Origin of the sequence: Antarctobacter sp. (genome assembly GCF_965277915.1) — a bacterium.
GTDB lineage: Bacteria > Pseudomonadota > Alphaproteobacteria > Rhodobacterales > Rhodobacteraceae > Antarctobacter.
In genome coordinates, this window is the sequence record NZ_OZ255849.1 from 1,065,172 (window position 1) to 1,082,948 (window position 17,777).

General features: G+C 65.2%; 18 protein-coding genes. 10 read left to right on the forward strand and 8 right to left on the reverse strand.

The window, feature by feature from the left end; all coding sequences use genetic code 11:
- The first annotated feature begins 11 nt into the window (after window positions 1–11).
- Entirely contained in the window at window positions 12–782 is a 771-nt protein-coding gene (locus ACQY5B_RS06020) for a PaaX family transcriptional regulator C-terminal domain-containing protein (protein ID WP_420325960.1), read from the forward strand.
- A gap of 101 nt (window positions 783–883) precedes the next feature.
- Window positions 884–1,480 (forward strand): TetR/AcrR family transcriptional regulator, encoded by a 597-nt coding sequence (locus ACQY5B_RS06025; RefSeq protein WP_305971971.1) that lies wholly within the window; start codon window positions 884–886, stop codon window positions 1,478–1,480.
- A 175-nt stretch (window positions 1,481–1,655) separates the two neighbouring features.
- On the opposite strand, the gene ACQY5B_RS06030 is transcribed toward ACQY5B_RS06025, so the two are convergent.
- The 5 genes from ACQY5B_RS06030 to ACQY5B_RS06050 all read right to left on the reverse strand — a co-directional run bounded on the left by ACQY5B_RS06030 (window position 1,656) and on the right by ACQY5B_RS06050 (window position 4,838).
- Window positions 1,656–2,429, reverse strand: a complete 774-nt coding sequence (locus ACQY5B_RS06030) for a TIM barrel protein (RefSeq protein ID WP_420325959.1) — start codon at window positions 2,427–2,429, stop codon at window positions 1,656–1,658.
- 1 nt (window position 2,430) lies between these two features.
- On the reverse strand, window positions 2,431–2,742 hold the full coding sequence (locus tag ACQY5B_RS06035; protein ID WP_420325958.1) for a MocE family 2Fe-2S type ferredoxin: 312 nt from the start codon (window positions 2,740–2,742) through the stop codon (window positions 2,431–2,433).
- A gap of 99 nt (window positions 2,743–2,841) precedes the next feature.
- Window positions 2,842–3,846 carry a Gfo/Idh/MocA family oxidoreductase gene (locus tag ACQY5B_RS06040; RefSeq protein WP_420325957.1) on the reverse strand — a complete coding sequence of 335 codons (1,005 nt, stop codon included), beginning with the start codon at window positions 3,844–3,846 and terminating at the stop codon, window positions 2,842–2,844.
- A gap of 161 nt (window positions 3,847–4,007) precedes the next feature.
- Entirely contained in the window at window positions 4,008–4,592 is a 585-nt protein-coding gene (locus ACQY5B_RS06045) for a sterol desaturase family protein (RefSeq protein ID WP_420325956.1), read from the reverse strand.
- Window positions 4,593–4,604: 12 nt separating this feature from the next.
- Window positions 4,605–4,838: a hypothetical protein gene (locus ACQY5B_RS06050; protein WP_420325955.1), complete on the reverse strand. Its 234-nt coding sequence runs from the start codon at window positions 4,836–4,838 to the stop codon at window positions 4,605–4,607.
- A 90-nt stretch (window positions 4,839–4,928) separates the two neighbouring features.
- On the opposite strand from ACQY5B_RS06050, the gene ACQY5B_RS06055 reads away from it, so the two are divergent.
- The 3 genes from ACQY5B_RS06055 (at window position 4,929) to ACQY5B_RS06065 (ending at window position 7,350) form a co-directional block, all read left to right on the forward strand.
- Window positions 4,929–5,276, forward strand: a complete 348-nt coding sequence (locus tag ACQY5B_RS06055) for a LacI family DNA-binding transcriptional regulator (RefSeq protein ID WP_420325954.1) — start codon at window positions 4,929–4,931, stop codon at window positions 5,274–5,276.
- A gap of 380 nt (window positions 5,277–5,656) precedes the next feature.
- Window positions 5,657–6,430: a FadR/GntR family transcriptional regulator gene (locus tag ACQY5B_RS06060; protein WP_420325953.1), complete on the forward strand. Its 774-nt coding sequence runs from the start codon at window positions 5,657–5,659 to the stop codon at window positions 6,428–6,430.
- A complete protein-coding gene (locus tag ACQY5B_RS06065; protein WP_305971978.1) occupies window positions 6,427–7,350 on the forward strand; it encodes a glutaminase in 924 nt (307 codons plus the stop codon). Before ACQY5B_RS06060 ends, ACQY5B_RS06065 begins: the two co-directional genes overlap by 4 nt.
- On the opposite strand, the gene ACQY5B_RS06070 is transcribed toward ACQY5B_RS06065, so the two are convergent.
- The gene (locus ACQY5B_RS06070) at window positions 7,320–8,009 is read right to left on the reverse strand and encodes a DUF1028 domain-containing protein (RefSeq protein ID WP_420325952.1); all 690 of its coding nucleotides are present in this window, start codon (window positions 8,007–8,009) and stop codon (window positions 7,320–7,322) included. The genes ACQY5B_RS06065 and ACQY5B_RS06070 overlap by 31 nt on opposite strands.
- Window positions 8,010–8,126: 117 nt before the next feature.
- Here ACQY5B_RS06070 and ACQY5B_RS06075 point away from each other — a divergent pair, with 117 nt between their 5' ends.
- The 4 genes from ACQY5B_RS06075 (at window position 8,127) to ACQY5B_RS06090 (ending at window position 13,631) form a co-directional block, all read left to right on the forward strand.
- A complete protein-coding gene (locus ACQY5B_RS06075) occupies window positions 8,127–9,704 on the forward strand; it encodes an ABC transporter substrate-binding protein (RefSeq protein ID WP_420325951.1) in 1,578 nt (525 codons plus the stop codon).
- Window positions 9,705–9,850: 146 nt separating this feature from the next.
- Window positions 9,851–10,798: an ABC transporter permease gene (locus tag ACQY5B_RS06080; RefSeq protein ID WP_305972206.1), complete on the forward strand. Its 948-nt coding sequence runs from the start codon at window positions 9,851–9,853 to the stop codon at window positions 10,796–10,798.
- Complete coding sequence (locus tag ACQY5B_RS06085) at window positions 10,795–12,678, forward strand: dipeptide/oligopeptide/nickel ABC transporter permease/ATP-binding protein (protein WP_420325950.1); 1,884 nt, start codon at window positions 10,795–10,797, stop codon at window positions 12,676–12,678. The genes ACQY5B_RS06080 and ACQY5B_RS06085 overlap by 4 nt, the downstream gene beginning before the upstream one ends.
- Entirely contained in the window at window positions 12,675–13,631 is a 957-nt protein-coding gene (locus tag ACQY5B_RS06090) for an ABC transporter ATP-binding protein (RefSeq protein ID WP_420325949.1), read from the forward strand. The genes ACQY5B_RS06085 and ACQY5B_RS06090 overlap by 4 nt, the downstream gene beginning before the upstream one ends.
- Before the next feature lie 9 nt (window positions 13,632–13,640).
- Here the strand turns inward: ACQY5B_RS06090 and ACQY5B_RS06095 are convergent, their stop codons facing one another.
- Window positions 13,641–14,108, reverse strand: coding sequence for an Lrp/AsnC family transcriptional regulator (locus tag ACQY5B_RS06095; RefSeq protein ID WP_420325948.1), 468 nt, complete (start codon window positions 14,106–14,108; stop codon window positions 13,641–13,643).
- A gap of 126 nt (window positions 14,109–14,234) precedes the next feature.
- Here ACQY5B_RS06095 and mdeB point away from each other — a divergent pair, with 126 nt between their 5' ends.
- Window positions 14,235–16,913 carry an alpha-ketoglutarate dehydrogenase gene (gene mdeB / locus ACQY5B_RS06100; protein WP_420325947.1) on the forward strand — a complete coding sequence of 893 codons (2,679 nt, stop codon included), beginning with the start codon at window positions 14,235–14,237 and terminating at the stop codon, window positions 16,911–16,913.
- Here mdeB and ACQY5B_RS06105 read toward each other — a convergent pair.
- Window positions 16,910–17,752 (reverse strand): GNAT family N-acetyltransferase, encoded by an 843-nt coding sequence (locus tag ACQY5B_RS06105; RefSeq protein ID WP_420325946.1) that lies wholly within the window; start codon window positions 17,750–17,752, stop codon window positions 16,910–16,912. The genes mdeB and ACQY5B_RS06105 overlap by 4 nt on opposite strands.
- Window positions 17,753–17,777 lie beyond the last annotated feature (25 nt).

Sequence of the window (17,777 nt, forward strand, 5' to 3'; positions counted from 1 at the left end):
GACAGGAGACGATGGACAGCACGGCCTTCGAAGCAGCGGTCAGCGACCTGCGGGGCGAGATTCCCCCGCGCGTCTGGTCGCTGCTTGTCACCGTATTCGGGGATCTTGCGCAGGATGGTTCGGCACTGCCGGGGACCGTCCTGGGCGAGATCATGAACCGTGTCGGCATCAAGCCCGAGGCCATGCGCGTGGCGCTGCACCGCCTGCGTAAGGACGGCTGGATCGAAAGCGAGCGGGCCGGACGGTCCAGTCTGTATCGCCTGACGGCCGAGGGGCGGGCCCAGACTGTTGCCGCCAGCCCGCGCATCTATGCCGTCGATCCGCCCGCAAATGCAGCCTTCCTGGTGCTGACCGATCCGGCCTCTCCGCTGGAATGGACGCGTAACGATGTCTGGGTCACGCCGCATGCGGTGCTGACGGCGCATCCGCCCGCCGGGGCAGAGGCCTTTGCCACGCCGATTGATCCCGACCGGCCCTTGCCGCGCTGGATGCGCGACAAGACCTGCGATGCGACGACCGTGTCCCTCTCGGCTGACCTCGCGGCCCGCCTGACGCGGGCCGAGGCGGCGCTGGAGGCTGCCGGTGCGCCGGACCCGCTGCAAACCGCCGCCCTACGGGTGCTGATCGTGCACAGCTGGCGGCGCATCGTGCTGAAGGTGCCGGAACTTCCGGATTTTGTCCTGCCCGCGGCCTGGGCCGGCCCGGCCTGTCGGGCCGGCACGGCGCGGCTGTTGCGGCGCCTGCCCGCGCCGGGACTGGACAGGCTGTCGGCGGCGGCCTGACGCGGCGCCCATCCTGTCCGATGTTGTCACCGACCATTCGGTCAGTTAATTTCCCCGCAAAACCCCGGTATGAAGACCGGACAAGGGAGCGAGGAGAGACCGTGGCACGCCCCATCGCCAAGGATCACGACGAGAAACGCGCGCAAATCCTGAATTGCGCGGCACAGGTCTTTGCCGCCGAAGGGTTCGACCGTGCCTCGATGAACCGGATCGCGGCGGGATGCGGTATCTCGAAGGCCAATATCTACCACTACTACGCGGGCAAGGACGCGCTGCTGTTCGACCTTCTGGACAGCTACCTGTCCGCTTTGCACGCCCGCGTCTGCGTCGAACCTGCGCCCGAGGCCACCCCCGAGGATCGGCTGCTGGACACGGTGCGTGCGGTGCTGCGAGCCTACCAGGGGGCCGACGACCATCACAAGGTACAGATATCCGCGCTGGACGCGCTGCCCGAGGACAAGCAGAAGGTGCTGCGCGCCTACCAGCGCGACATGGTCAACCATCTCTCGGCCATCCTGGCAGAGATCGCGCCCGACAAGCTGGGGGGGGACCCGCGCAAGCTGCGCTCTGTCACCATGTCGGTCTTTGGCATGCTGAACTGGTACTACATGTGGAACACGGGCGCGGGCAGCGAGGCCCGCGAGGAATACGCCCAGCTTGTCACTAACCTCACGCTGAAAGGCGTGCAAGGGGTGTGACGCCGGATACCTCGACGCCGACCTTGTAGACCTTGCAGGCGGTTCTGGATGCTCATGCCCGCCGACTCCTCAAGGGGCAAGAGCATCGGGATCTTTTTGCCGCGTTTCCTTGTGCCGCGGATCTCCGGGACAGGCGGACGTTCGTGTTCGATCCTCCTGTGACCGATCTTGGACCTCAGACCGTGAAGGCCCTGCGGAAAGCGTCCAGCGCGGTTTCGGGATCGCTCTTGGCGTAGCCCTCGAAGGCGACCGGTCCGTCATAGCCCATGTCGGCCAGCGCGCGGGCGATGACGGGATAGTTCATCTCTCCTGTGCCCGGCTCGAACCGGCCCGGGTTGTCGGCGACCTGGTATTCGCCGATCCAGGGCAGGCAGGCCTCGGCCCAGCGGATGACGTCACCTTCGCCGATCTGCGTGTGGTAGAGATCGAGGTTAATCCGCAGTTGCGGTCGATCCACCGCAGAGACCAGCGACAGGACATCGGCGGTCGTATTGAACGGACAGCCGGGATGTTCGCGCAGGTTGAGGTTTTCCAGGGTGAAGGTCACGCCTTCTTCCTCGGCCATGTCGCAGATCCGGTGCAGCGTATCGCGCGCCCGCAGCCACATGCCGGGGGCAAAGGCCCCGTGCTGGGGGATCGGCAATCCGCCGTCGCCCAGGCCGGTGCCATGCAGGTTCAGCCGCGCAACGCCCAGCCGCTTGCCCACTTGCGCGGTTTCCCGGGCCGATTTCACCAGCAGGTCGGCGCCTTCCGCATCCGACAGGCGCCCGCGCAAATAGCCGTTCATGATGGTGAAACTGGCGCCGGTCTTTTCCAGCGCGTCCAGGTCCCAGTCCGGCCAGTTCCAGAGGCCGACGCCAAAGCCCATCTCGTCCAGGCGCGCGGCGCGCCAGGCGATGGGCTTGTCCAGCCAGAGCATTTCCGCGCAGGCGGCAAGTTGGAATGTCATCTCAAAGCTCCACGAAGATGCGGCCGTTCTCGACCTTGGTGGGGTAGGTGTGCAGGTTCTCGCAGGCGGGGGGCGTTTCCACCTCGCCCGTGGTGCAGTCGAAGATCGACGAATGCTTGGGGCATTCGATCATCGCATTGACCACCAGCCCGTTTTCAAGATGCACGTCCTCGTGCGTGCACAGACCGTCGGTGCAATGGTGGTTGTCCTGGTGGTCGCGTACGATCACGAAAGTTCGGCTGCCGTGATCGAAACGGATCAGGTCCTCTTTGTCGATGTCGCCGGTGGCGCAGGCATCAATCCATTCGGACATTTGGGTCTCCTTGGTGTGTCGGGTGCCGCTGGCGCCAGGGCACGGGCAGCACGTCGTGCCGCAACGTGGCGCCGAGCCTGTCGGAGATAACGCCGGCTTTCATGCGTAGAACCCCGGTCTGGCGATCCTCTCGACCACACATTTTTGACCTGTTTCCAGCGCTCTGACCCCGGTCTGTGCAACCTGTGCGGCGCAGTAGCCGTCCCAGCAGTCCGCAGCCGTCGCCGGAAAGGCGCCGGTGTCCACGAAGCGCAGGAAATCGCGGTTCTGGCGGACGTAGGCTTCGTGATAGCGCCCGCGCCAGTCGGTCTCGTAGCGGGTGGTGGCGGCCAGTTTCATGTCGGTGCGGGTGTAGGCGAGGTTGTTCATGGCCATGCTGCCCTGTTCGCCCACCAGTTCCGCGCGCACGTCGTAGCCATAGGCGGCGTTGTTGTTGACCTCGATGGTCACAAGCTGGCCGTCATCGGTTTCCAGGACCATGACGACCGGGGCCACGACGGAATCCGATCGCCGGGGCTGGTAGGCAGAGATCGCGGTGCATTCGCAGCCCAGGACATGACGGGCGACATCGAATTCATGCGGCGCGGAATTGGTGATCGCCATCGCGCCGGTGAAATCGGCGGCCGGGGTTTCCACGTTGCGGTGAAAGTTGTGCATCATCAGCGCGCGGCCCAGTTGGCCACTTGTCAGCGCCTCCTTCATTTCGACGTAGGACTGGTCATAGCGGCGCATGAAGCCCAGCATGACGTGTTTCGTCCCTGCGGCCTCTTCGGCCTGCATGACCTCGATGCATTCTCGTGGCGACTGCGACAGGGGCTTTTCGCAGAGCACGCGCTTGCCCGCGCGGATAGAGGCCATGCTGAGCGGCGCATGGGTGAAATCGGGGCTGGCAATGATGACCGCGTCGACATCGTCGCGGGTGATTGCGGCCTCGGGATCGGTCGAGACATCGGTGGCGCCCAGATTGTCAGCCACCGCTCGCGCGCGCTCGGCGTTCATGTCGCAGACCAGTTGAAGGGTGGCGCCGGGCATGTCCTCAACCACGATTGCGGCGTGATCGGCCCCCATCAGTCCCGCGCCGATCACGGCGATGCGAATGCTCATCCTGTGCTCCGTCATGATATTGGATCCGCGAAGGATGCCCGTGAACGCGTTGCCGTCAAAGGCCCAGATGTGGAATGGCGGATGGAAAGGCCGTGGTGGACTGGGGGCATGGCTGTCGTGCGGCGGTGCGGGGTGCCTTCACGTCGCCTTGCAGGTGTTCCTCATTCGGCGGGCATGCCGCCTTTCCGGGCGTTCGCGCGCGCCTTCTTTTCCCGGAAACGCGCCTTCATCCTTTCGTCGGCTTCCTTGGTGCCGTCGTGCCAATAGCCCAGCCACTTATCCAGCGGGATCAGCCCGTCTGCGCCAGAGTTCACTTCGAAATACTTGTGGTGCAGGTAATGGGCGTAGGCATGGCTATCGAGCGCGGTTTCGTCGGTGATTTCCAGCTTGTCAAAGCCGATGTGCCCGTTGATCGCACCGTGGCCGACCGCATGGCTGTTGAACATCATCACGATCGGGTTGGACGGGATCAGCAGGTGCCAGAGGATCTCTCCGAAATACAGCGTGTGCTCGATCCAGTGCATCGACAGCGACGACCAGGGCGACGGGTTGATCGAATTGTGGTGCACCGAATGGATATGCTTGTAGAGAAAGGGCGTGTGGATCAGACGGTGGATGCAGAAAAAGTGAATCTCGTGGATGGCGGGCACCAGCTGCGTCAGCACCACCAGCCACAGCCAGTTGTCCTGCCAGTCGACCCAGCCGAAGGCGTGGCCGCCATTACCGAAGCACCACAGAACCAGCACCTCGACCAGGGCTCAGATCGGGATGCCGATCAGGAAGCTGCGCAGGAAGTTGTCCAGGTTCTGGCTCTTGAACCAAAACGAGTCGGAAGGTGACTCTGAAGGAAACCTGGCGTTGTATTTGAACCGGGTGCCCTGCTTGCGCTGGACGTAATAGAACAGCTCGATCGCGCCCTCCCCAGCGTCTTGCCGGCACGCGCAGAGGTCTTGGCTGACCGATGCATGTGGTCTTGACGAGGGGAGGCGCATCAAACCAAGTTCGCTGGCGTAATCGGAGTGATTTCAAATCATTTCAACTCATGCGCCCTTTGCGATGAAACGAAATGAAAGGGCCCCGGCATGGTGAAGCGACCGACAATACCTGACCTGGCAAGGGCGGCGGGCGTCTCCGTTTCGACGGTCAACCGCGTGATCAACTCTCCAGAGCATGTTCGCCGGCCAACCCGCGAACGAGTGCTGCGCGCGGCCCGGGAGATCGGATTCTACGGGGGTGATATCATTGAGTTTTCCGTTCAGGCGGGGCGTGAGTTGCATCGCCCCGGTGTACTTTTCCAAGGCGATAGACTCCCTTCTGGTGCGGGGCACCCCGGTCATCGGGGTGCTCTCTCCCCTGACAGCGCGGGGGAACGTCGGCTATGTGGGGCTGGACAGTTTCAACGTGGGCCGAACCGCCACCTGGTCTCTTGACAAGATCTGCCAGCAGAGGGGCGAAATCGGCATCCTCGTGGGCAATACGCTTTACCGCAACCAGCACATGAACGAGAGCGGTTTTCGCTCTTATTTCCGAGAGAAGAGGGCCGGATTCACCCTGTTGGAACCGCGCGCGAGATTTGAACCGGCGGATGTGGCGCGCGAGATGACAGGGAGCTGTTTGCCCGGCACCCCGAGATGTGCGGCATGTTCATTTCGGGCGGAGGGATCACGGGGGCGCAGAACGTCACGCTGGATTTCGACATCCATACATCCGAAAATCTGTGACCCGATCCTGACCGGCGCGCGCTTATACCCCTTGAATTTATCATGATGAATTGCTTGTCTCTGGCAATGTCGTCACGGTTCCGTTTCCCATGACCGGGGTCAAGAGCCCAGGCCCCCTGACGCGCGACGGCACGCGCCGGTCGCGCCCGGTGCGTGTGGCCGAGGCGATCAAGGACCTCGTGGTTGAACGCGGGCTGCAGCCGGGGGACCGGCTGCCCAGCGAATCCGAACTGATCGCAGAATTCGGCATGTCCAAGGGCACGATCCGCGAGGCGATGCGCCTGTTGCAGGCGCAGGGCCTTGTGGTGACCAAGACCGGCCCGGGCGGCGGCAGTTTCGTGGGCGAGGTCGGCAAGGACCGGGCCCATGCGCTGCTGGGCAACTATTTCTACTTCCGCAATATCTCGATCGACGACATCTACCAGGTCCGCATCGCCCTTGAGCCGGAACTGGCGGCCTCTCTGGCCGGGCGGCTGACGCCCGAGCAACTGGCGGAACTGGAACAGATCATGACCACCTACGCCGAACCCGCCGAGGATGCCGAGGGCGAACGCGCCCAGCACGTCGCCTCCCTGGTGTTCCATGCGCGGCTGGCAGAGTTTGCGGACAACGCTTTGCTGGGGTTCTTCATCGGTTTCATGGCGCAGATCCTGGCCGACCTGACCGTTTACAAACGCCTCTACTCCAAGCCGAACCACGAACTCTGGCGGCAGGGGCGCGACCATCAGGCCGGGCTGGTCGAGGCCTTGCGCGACGGCGATGCCGAAGCCGCCCGCGCCATCATGCGCGAACACATGGAAATGGCGCGCCGCCTGATGGAGGATCAGGAGGCGGTGGTGATGAAACGGTTCATGGCGGAATGAGCGTGGCGGGGCTGGCGGAAGAGCTGGATCGGCTCGTGGCCGAGGCGCGCGGCGCGGGCAACTGGGGGCGTCCGGCGGATTACATCCCTGAGTTGGCCAAGGTCGATCCGGCGCAGGTGGGGGTCGCCATTTGCCTGGCCGATGGGACGGAACTGGGGGCGGGCGAGGCCGACACCCGCTTTTCGATCCAGAGCATTTCGAAAGTCTTTTCCCTGGCCGCCGTTCTGGGACGGCTGGGCGATGACCTCTGGCGCAGGGTGGGGCGCGAACCCTCGGGCACCGCATTTGACAGCGTTTTCCTGCTGGAGCATGAGAACGGCCGCCCGCGCAATCCCTTCATCAACGCGGGTGCGCTGGTGACCACGGATGCACTGCTTGGCGGGCGCGAACCGCGGCAGGCGCTGTCTGAAATCATGCACCTGGTCCGAGCGGCGGCCGAGGACGACGACATCCACATCGACCGCGCGGTGGCGGACTCCGAAAAGGCCACGGCCAGTCGCAACATGGCGCTGCTTTACTACCTGCAATCCCATGACAACCTGCTGAATCCGCCCGAGATGGTCATGGGCACCTATGCCCATCAATGCGCCATCGAGATGACGTGCCGCCAACTGGCGCGGGCGGGGCGGATGCTGGCGATGTTGCCCGGCGTGCCGGCGATGATCTCGCCGCTCAGGGCGCGGCGGATCAATGCGCTGATGATGACCTGCGGGCAATACGACGGGTCGGGCAATTTCGCCTTTCGCGTCGGTCTGCCGGGCAAGAGCGGGGTTGGCGGGGGGATCTTGCTGGTGGCCCCGGGCGTGGCCTCGATCGCGGTCTGGTCGCCGGGGCTGGATGGCTACGGCAACTCGCAGGTGGGCACCTGGCTGGCCGAGCGGATCGCCGGTTACACCGGCTGGTCGGTCTTCGCGCCATAGGGTTTCGCCCGCTCGGGGTCATCGAGCGTCGGCACCATGACGGCCCAGTCGGCATAGTCGCCGCTGGTGGCGCGCCGGTGCAACGCCCGCAGATCCGCCAGCGGGGTTTCGGAATGATCCACGCGCAGGGTCAGCGGCGCCATGTCCCGCCCGACGACCAGCAGCGCGGCAGAGAGCAGCCCCCGGCTGTCCCCCCCGGCAGCCGAGGCCGCGTCGAGGGCCGCCAGCAGGCGCAGATCGAATGCCCCTTCGGCGGCCAGGAACCCGTCGAGCATTGCTTGCAGTACATCCTCCGAAGACAGCAGGTTGCCGGTGACGATCACCTTGTCGGCGCTGCGCGCGCCCGCGGCCTGGATGCTGTCGGCGCCGGTAAAGCTGGCGGTGCCGCCTGTCGGGTCCAGCGTCGCCAGTTGCCGCTGGCCGCGCCCGCTGTCGGCGCCGGTCACACGGTCCACGGCATTCTGTGCGGACACCCCGGATTTCATCAGGGCCAAGGTCTCTGTTCCCCACATGGTCGAGGGCAGGGACCCTTGCGAGGCCGACATTCCCGATTCGGCATTCCCGCGAAGAACCCAGCCGCCGACGCAGAGACTGCCGGTCGTGGCGGCGCCTCCGTAGCGGCCTGTTTTTTCATCCATTGCAAGGATCGAGATCGTCATGCGGGAGCCTCCTCATCATGAGACTTGAATTTATCATGAAAATTTGGCCTCATGCAATTTATCATGAAAAATAAAAAATGAAGAACAAGACCCAAGGACAACAGCGGAGGTAACGCAATGTCGCTCTTCTCATTCACCCGCCGAGGGCTGCTTGCCGCCGGGACGGCGCTTGCGCTGACAGTCGGCACATTGACCGGGGCCGAGGCCCAGACGCCGCCGGGCGTCCTGATCGTCGGCCAGATCGCCGAGCCCAAGGCGCTGGACCCGGCGGCGGTCACGGCGGTCAACGACTTCCGCATCCTGATGAACGTCTATGACGGGCTGGTGCGCTACAAGGATGGTACGCTGGAGGTCGAACCGGCGCTTGCGACCGACTGGACCATTTCCGAGGACGGGACCGAATACACCTTTACGCTGCGCGAGGGCGTGAGCTTTCACGACGGCAGCCCGTTCAACGCCGAAGCGGTGAAGTTCAACTTCGAGCGGATGCTGAACGAGGATCACCCCTATCACGACACGGGTCCCTTCCCGCTGGCCTTTTTCTTCTCGGCGGTGGAAGCCATCGAGGTGGTGGATGACCTGACGGTGAAATTCACCCTGAACGCGCCTTACGCGCCGTTCCTGTCGAACCTCGCCTATCCCACCGGCCTGATCGTCTCTCCCGCCGCGGTCGAACAGCACGGCTCGGATTTCGGGCGCAACCCTTCGGGCACCGGCCCGTTCACCTTTGCCGAATGGCGGTCGAACGAGGCCGTGGTGATCGAGGGCAACCCCGACTACTGGGACGGCCCGCCCGACCTGCAGGCGGTGGTGTTCCGCCCGATCACCGATGCCAACACCCGCACGGCAGAGATGCTGGCCGGAGGCATCGACCTGATGGTGGAAGTGCCGCCCGTGGCCCTGTCCGAGTTCCAGGGCGCGGAGTATACCGTGCATGAACAGGCCGGCCCGCACGTCTGGTTCCTGATCCTGAACGCCAAGGAAGGCCCCTTTGCGGACAAGAAGGTGCGCCAGGCGGCGAACTACGCGGTCAACAAGTCGGCCATCGTGGACGACGTTCTGGAAGGTACTGCTGCCGTGGCCGCCGGACCGACGCCGCCGGCCTTTGCCTGGGCCTACAACGAGGACCTCGAGCCCTATCCCTACGACCCCGACAAGGCCCGCGCGCTGCTGGCCGAGGCCGGTGCCGAGGGGGCGGAACTGACATTTTTCGTGACCGAGGGCGGTTCCGGCATGCTGGATCCGATCGCGATGGGCACGGCGATCCAGGCGGACCTGGAAGCGGTCGGCTTTGACGTCACGATCGAGACCTACGAGTGGAATACCTTTCTGGGAGAGGTGAACCCGGGGCTGGCGGGCAAGGCGGACATGGCCGAGATGGCCTGGATGACCAACGACCCGGACACGCTGCCCTTCCTCGCGTTGCGCACCGATGCCTGGCCCGAGGCGGGCGGGTTCAACTCGGGCTATTACTCGAACCCGAAGGTGGACGAACTGCTGGAAGCGGCCCGCGTCGCCACCGACCAGGACGAGCGCGCGCGTCTATACAAGGAGATGCAGACCATCGTGCAGGAGGATGCGCCCTGGGTCTTTGTCGCCAACTGGAAGCAGAACGCGGTGACGAGCGAGCGGGTCGAGGGCTTTTCCCTGCAGCCGTCCTTCTTTCTGCTGCTGGATGACGTGGTGAAGAACTGATCGCGAGTCGAGCGGGGCCGGGCATCGAGCCCGGCCCCGCCCGCCGGGGGCTCTGCCCCCGACGTGCGCCTTTGGCGCACCCCCCGTAGGTATTTCTTGCCCAAGGAAGCCAGGGGGCGTTTTCCCGCCAGACAAAGGGGGTGCGCATGGGGCGCTATATCCTCGGACGATTGTTTTCCGCCATTCCGGTCCTGCTGGGCATCACCGTGATCGTCTTCCTGATCATGGCGCTGATCCCGGGCGATCCGGCCACCGCGATCCTGGGCAGTTACGCAACGCCGGAGAACGTGGAGAAGCTGAACCGCGACCTTGGCTTGGACAAGCCCCTGGTGGCGCAGTACTTCATCTGGCTCGGCAACATGCTGCAAGGCGACTTCGGCACCAGTTTCTCGCTCAACCGGCCCGTGATCGACGAGGTTCTGGAGCGGTTCAACGGGACGCTGATCCTGGCCGGAACGTCCTTTGTCATCTGTTCGGTGCTGGGGATCATGGCGGGCGTGATCTCGGCCGCCAACCAGTACGGCTGGGCGGACAAGGGCATCACCTTTGTCGTGCTGCTGGGGATCTCGATCCCAAGCTTCTTTCTGGGCATGATGATGATCCTGTTCTTTGCGGTGAACCTGCGGATTTTCCCGGTGTCCGGCATGTGGCCGATCTACGGCACACGGGACATCTGGGCGCTGCTCAATCACCTTGTCCTGCCGGCGACCGCCTTGGCGGTGGTGGCCACAGGCGTGATCGCGCGACTGTCGCGGTCCGCCATGCTGGAGGTGCTGCGGCAGGATTTCATCCGCACCGCGCGCGCCAAGGGCGTGAATGAACGCGGCGTGATCTGGCGCCATGCGCTCAAGGCGGCGATGGTCTCGATCATCCCCGTTCTCGGCATCCAGGCGGGCTTTGTCCTGTCGGGCGCGGTCTATATCGAGATCGTCTTTCAGTGGCCGGGCGTGGGCCGGATGCTGGTCGATGCGATCCTGAAGCGGGACATCCTGCTGGTGCAGGGGGGCGTGGTCTTTGTCGCCGCCTGTTACGTCCTCTTCAACATCGTGGTGGATGTGGCGCAAAGCCTGCTGGACCCGAGGATCAAGACATGATCGCCTTTCTCAAACTCCTCGCCCGCAACCGGCTGGCGCTGGCAGGGGGCATCGTCCTGAGCCTTGTCGTTCTGCTCGCGCTGATCACGCCGCTCTTGCCCCTGGCGGAGCCGAATGTGACCAACACCGCCGCGCGGTTCCAGAAGCCCTTTACCGAGGGCGCGCTTCTGGGCACCGACCACCTTGGCCGGGACCTGCTGTCGCGGCTGATGTGGGGCACGCGGTTGTCGCTGGCGGTCGGCTTTGCCGCTGCCGTGGTCGCCGCCACGCTGGGCGCGGCCATCGGCATCGTCGCCGGGTTCTATGGCGGGCGGGCGGACAACCTGATCATGCGCGGCGTCGACATGCTGATGGCCTTTCCCTACATCCTGCTGGCGCTGGCGATCGTCGCGGCCCTGGGGCCGGGATTGTTCAATGCGCTGATCGCGGTGGCCGCCGTGAACGTGCCTTTCTTTGCCCGCAACATCCGCGGCATCACCGTGGGCATCGCACACAAGGAATTCGTCGATGCGGCGCGACTGGCGGGCCTGTCGAACACACGCATCATCCTGACCGAGATCCTGCCCAACGTGATCCCCGTGATCGTGATCGCCATGTCGACGACCATCGGCTGGATGATCCTGGAAACGGCCGGTCTTTCGTTCCTGGGGCTGGGCTCTCAGCCGCCGCAGGCGGACCTGGGTTCGATGCTGGGCGAAGCGCGCTCGGCGCTGATCACCAATCCGCATACCTCGGTCGTGCCCGGGATCATGATCCTGATCATCGTCATGTCGATCAACCTGCTGGGCGACGGCGTGCGCGACGCGCTGGACCCGAGGCTGAAGTCCGGCGCCCTGTCGCGTCCGATGGCCGCCACGCTGGTCAATCGCAAGGACCCGGTGCCGGCGGCCGAGGGCAAGGGCCTGCTGGAGGTGCAGGACCTGCAAACCCAGTTCCACGTCAAGGACCGCGTCTATCGCGCGGTGGGCGGCGTGTCCCTGCACGTCAAGCCGGGCGAATGCCTGGGCGTGATCGGCGAAAGCGGGTCGGGCAAATCGGTCACCGCGCTGTCGGTCATGGGGCTGGTGGCCTCGCCGCCCGGGATCATCACCGGCGGGGCGGTGCGCTATGCCGGTGACGACCTGATCGGCGCGCCCTATCGCAAGCTGCGCGAGATGCGGGGGCGCAACGTGGCCTATATCTTTCAGGACCCTCTGGCGACGCTGCACCCGCTTTACAAGGTGGGGGACCAGCTGATCGAGGCGATCCGCGCGCATCGCGCCATCAGCAAGAGCGAGGGGCAGGCGCGGGCCATCGAGCTGCTGAAGGCCGTGCGTATCCCCAACGCCGAAAAGAGGATCACCGACTACCCGCACGAGATGTCGGGCGGGATGCGCCAGCGTGTCGGCATTGCCATGGCGCTGGCCAATGATCCCGACATCATCATCGCGGATGAACCGACCACGGCGCTGGACGTGACCGTGCAGGCGCAGATCCTGTCGCTGCTGGATGACCTGCGCCGCTCTCGCGGGTTGGCCATCGTGTTCATCACCCATGACTTCGGGGTGGTTGGGCAACTCTGTGACCGGGTGGCCGTGATGTACGCGGGCCGGATCGTCGAAGAAGGGCCGACGCAACCGGTGCTTGAGACACCGACCCACCCCTATACCGCACGGCTGATGGCCTGCGTGCCCGAACTGGGCGAGGGCAAGCGGCGGCTGGAGGCGATCCCGGGCCTGCCGCCCGTGGTCGACAAGCTGCCCGAGGGCTGTGCCTTTGCAGACCGCTGTGACCGGGTGCAGGCGGATTGCCGACAGGGCGAGATCGACCTGGAACGCGAAGGTGCGCGCGCCGTTCGCTGCATCCATCCCGTGACCCCGCTGAAGGAGGCCGCCGAATGACAGAGGCGCTGAAACTGACGGAATTGTCCAAGAGTTTCCCTGTGGGCGGCGGCTTTCTTGCGGCCTCCAAGGGGACGGTCAAGGCGGTGCATCCCATCACCCTGTCAGTGCAACAGGGCGAGACGCTGGGCATCGTTGGAGAGTCCGGCTGCGGCAAGTCCACGCTGGCGCGCATGTTGGTCGGCCTGCTGGAACCCACGACCGGCACCATCGAGATCGACGGCGCGGCGCTGGACAACGCCGACCCGGCGGTCTTTGGCAAGCGCATCCAGTACGTCTTTCAGGATCCGATATCCTCGCTCAACCCGCGCAAGACGATCCGCCAGATCATGGAGGCGCCGCTGAAACGTCTTTATGGCATGGACCGATCGCAGCGCGACAGGCGAATTGCCGAGATCTTTGCCAGCGTGAACCTGCGCGAGGAGTTTCTGGACCGCTACCCGCATGAATTCTCGGGCGGGCAGGCGCAGCGCATCGGGATTGCGCGGGCGCTGGCGGCAAACGCGCGTATCCTGATCCTTGATGAGCCGGTCTCGGCGCTGGACGTTTCGGTGCAGGCGCAGGTGTTGAACCTGCTGGCGGACCTGAAAAAGGAATTCAGCCTGACCTACCTTTTCATCAGTCACGATCTTGCGGTGGTCGAGGCGGTCAGCGACCGGATCGCGGTGCTCTATTTCGGTTCGGTCGTGGAATTGGGGCCGGCCGAGGAGATTTTCCGCGCCCCGCGTCACCCCTATACCAAGTTGCTGGCCGACAGTGCGCCGGTGGTGGGGCGGCCGCTGACGGCGCCGGAGGCCAAGGAAACCGAGCTGCCCGACCCGTTGAACCCGCCGCCCGGCTGTGCCTTTGCCGCGCGCTGCCCGCGCGCCAGCGACCGCTGCCGCAACGAGGTGCCCCGGCTGGAAGGCGACCACGTGCAGGCGGCCTGTTTCCATCCGTTGGACGGGGACTGACGGGTCGGGTCAGTCCAATCGTGATACCCCCTTCTTGACGCGCCGGATGGGGATCGAGGATTCGATCGAGGCCACGCCGGGCACCTTGGTCAACCGGCGGGTCAGGAAGCCCTCGAACTCGACAAGATCGGCCACGGCGACACGCAGCAGGTAATCCCGCGTGCCCGTCATCAGCCAGCAGTCGATCACCTCGGGGTAGGCGTTGACCGCCTGTTCGAAGGCCTGCAGCCGGTCGTCGACCTGGTGATCCAGCTTGACCGAGACGAAGACGCTAAAGGGATAGCCCAGTTTCGCTTCGTCCAGATGCGCGTGATAGCCGCTGATGTATCCACGCTCTTCAAGGATGCGGACGCGCCGCGCGCAGGGGGAGGGCGACAGGTTCACCCGCCCGCTCAGCTCTTGCATGGTCAGGCGGGCATCTCGCTGGACCTCGCGCAGGATGGCGCGGTCGATGGAATCGAGGACATGGGCGCTCATGGCGGGTTTCTCGCGTTTTTGCCCAAGTATTGGTGGATTCCGCCAATCGTCAACCAGTGTGGTGGCGGGTTTGGCGCCTTTCGCCCCGATCCGGTGACTAGGCTGGGTCAAAGGCAGGAGTGACAGATGACCCGGCACCAGACCCGTTTTGACCGTATCCCCCGGGATCCGGACCCCGCAGAAACCGCCGAATGGATCGAGGCACTGGAAAGCCTCACCCACCATGATGGCCCGGAACGGGCGCATTTCGTGATGAACGCGGTGCTGGACCGGGCGCGCCGGCTGGGGGTGACGACCCGTGGCGTGCCCTATTCGGCCTATCGCAACACGATCCCGCTGGCCCGTCAGCCCGCCTATCCCGGCGACCTTGCGCTGGAGGAACGCATCACCTCGATCATTCGCTGGAACGCTCTGGCCATGGTGGTGCGGGCAAACCGGGCCTATGGCGAACTGGGCGGGCACATTGCCTCCTACGCCTCGGCGGCCGAGATCTTCGAGGTCGGTTTCAACCATTTCTTCCGGGCGCGGGACGGCGATTTCGGCGGTGACCTCGTCTACTTCCAGCCGCATTCGGCGCCGGGCGTCTACGCCCGCGCCTTCCTGGAGGGACGTCTATCCGTGCAGGATATTGCCAACTACCGGCAAGAGGTACCGGGCAAGGGCCTGTGTTCCTACCCGCATCCCTGGCTGATGCCGGATTTCTGGCAGGTGCCGACGGGGTCGATGGGGATCGGCCCGCTCAGCGCCGTCTACCAGGCAAGGTTCATGCGCTACCTGCAAGCCCGTGGTCTGGCCCGGACCGAGGATCGCCACGTCTGGGGCGTCTTCGGGGATGGCGAGATGGACGAGCCGGAATCCATCGCCGGGCTGACCCTGGCCGCGCGGGAACGGCTGGACAACCTGACCTTCATCGTCAACTGCAACCTGCAGCGGCTGGACGGCCCGGTGCGCGGCAACGGGCAGATCATCCAAGAGCTGGAGTCGCTTTTTGTCGGCGCGGGATGGAACGTGATCAAGGTGCTCTGGGGGTCGGAATGGGACAACCTCTTTGCCCGTGACACGGATCATGTCCTGCTGCGGCGCTTCGCGGAAACGGTGGATGGGGCCTACCAGGACCTCGGCTCCAAGGCCGGGGATTACAACCGGGCCCGGTTCTTCGACGCCGATCCCGACAGCGCTGCGCTGGTGCGGCATCTGACGGATGACGAGATCCACGCGCTGAAACGCGGCGGGCATGACCTCAAGAAACTCTATGCGGCCTTTGCGGCGGCAAAGGCGCACAAGGGGCAGCCCACGGTGATCCTGGCCAAGACGAAGAAAGGCTACGGGATGGGCGGGGCTGGCGAGTCCCGCATGACGGCGCATCAGGCCAAGAAGCTGGACATGGATGCGCTGCTGGCCTTCCGCGACCGTTTCGACCTGCCCCTGACGGATGCAGCGGTCGAGGCGCTGGAGTTCTACCGCCCGCCGCAGGACAGCGACGAGATCCGCTACCTGACCGCGCGTCGCGCGGCGCTGGGCGGGGCCTTGCCACGCCGGGTGGCGCAGCCGACGACCCCGGCGCCCGCCCGTCCCGCGCCGGAGACCTGGGCGCGCTTTGCCCTGCAGGCCGATGGCAAGCCGATGTCCACCACCGTGGCCGCGGTTCGGATGCTGGGCTACCTGCTCAAGGACAAGGCGTTCGGCCCACGCATCGTGCCGATCGTGGCCGATGAGGCGCGCACCTTTGGCATGGACACCCTGTTCCGCCAGATCGGCATCTATGCCCCCGACGGCCAGTTGTACGATCCCGAGGACAAGGGCGCGATGATGTTCTACAAGGAGGCGGCGAACGGCCAGTTGCTGGAAGAGGGCATCACCGAGGCGGGTGCGATCAGTTCCTGGACGGCCGCCGGGACGGCCTATTCTGTCCACGATACCGAGCTTTTACCGGTCTACATCTACTATTCCATGTTCGGCTTTCAGCGCGTGGGTGACCTGATCTGGGCGGCGGCCGATCAGCGTACGCGCGGCTTCCTGCTGGGGGCGACTGCGGGGCGGACGACGCTTTCGGGCGAGGGGCTGCAGCACCAGGACGGCTCCAGCCACATGGCGGCGGCGGCGATCCCGAATTGCCGCGCCTGGGATCCTTGTTTCGCCTATGAACTGGCGGTCATCATGGATCACGGCATGGCGCGGATGCTGGACGAGCAGCGCGACGAGTTTTTCTACATCACGGTGATGAACGAGATCTACGACCAGCCGTCGATGCCCGACGGCGCCGAGAGCAGCATCCTGAAGGGACTCTACAAGCTGCGCAGTGTCGGGGAAACCGGACCCCGCGTGCGTTTGCTGGGATCGGGGACGATCCTGATGGAGGTTCTCGCCGCGGCGGAGTTGTTGCAGGGCTTTGGCGTCAAGGCTGATGTGTACTCGGCCACCTCCTACACCGAACTTGCCCGCGACGCGATGGAGGTCGAGCGGCGCAACCGCTTCCGGGCGCCGGATGAGCGCGAGACCAGTCACGTCGAAGCCCTGCTAGGCGGCACGGTGCCCGTGGTCGCGGCAAGCGATTACGTCCAGGCCTTTCCGGGACAGATCGCGCCCTATCTGCGCGCGCCGATGACCCTCTTGGGAACGGACGGGTTCGGTCGCTCGGCCAATCGCCAGGCGCTGCGCCGGTTCTTCGAGGTCGACCGGCAGAACATCGCGCTCGCGGCGATCGAGGCGCTGGTGCGGGAAGGCGACCTGCCTCCAGAGATCCTGCGCAAGGCGATCAAGGCATGGGACATCGACCCCGAAACCGAAGCCCCGTGGAACCGCTAGCGGGCGGGGCTCGGAAACCCTTCGGCAAGCGCCCGCGCGACGGTTTCGCCGTGGGCGCTCGCCTCGTCGCAGGATAGAAAGGCCAACGCGGGCGCAGCACCTTCCGCCACATGGGCCATGCCGATGCTGCGATCCAGCTTGTCTTCGATCACGAACAGCCCGGTTGCAGCGCCGCGAAAGCGGTGCCTTTCGACAAAGCTTGGCAGGGCCTCCGCCGCTGGCCAGGGTGGCGTGGCGCGGGGCAGCATCAGCGCAAGGGCGGGAACATCCTTCTGGCGGGCCGGGCGCAGGCGCAGACCGCCCAGTGCGTACAGGGGCGGGTTGAGCAGGTGCCACTGTTCCGGAGCCATCAGGAAGTCGTGGCAGGGATGGGACCTGCCGTTGGCCTGAAAGAACATGCGCCGCGATCCGGGGCAGCGCGCAAAGCCCAGCCGCGCCAGCAGCGCCAGAGAGGCCGTGTTGTCCGTCCGACAGGTCGCCAGCAGCGGAGGCGCCGGGCGGGAGAACCACTCTGCAAGGGCAAGACGCAAGGCCGCGCCCATCAGTCCGCGGCCCTGAAAGGCCGGGTCCAGCCAGTACCACAGACCTGCGCCCAGGCAGATACAGCCCGCTGCGCTGCCCTCGACCTCGATGATGCGGATGTGTTCGCCAGGGTGCTGGCCGTGTTCCAGCAGCGCCTGTGCCTCGGTCAGGCCGAAGGGCTGGGCGACGGCGGCGAGCCAAGGGGCGACGCGTTCATCCGACAGCTGTCGGGTGACCTCTGGCAGGTCGCCCTCGGACATCGGTCTCAGGCAGAAATCCTCTGCCACGAGGCGCGCCGGGAAGTCATGCACCGTCACGGTCTGTCACCCCTGGCGGCCGTTT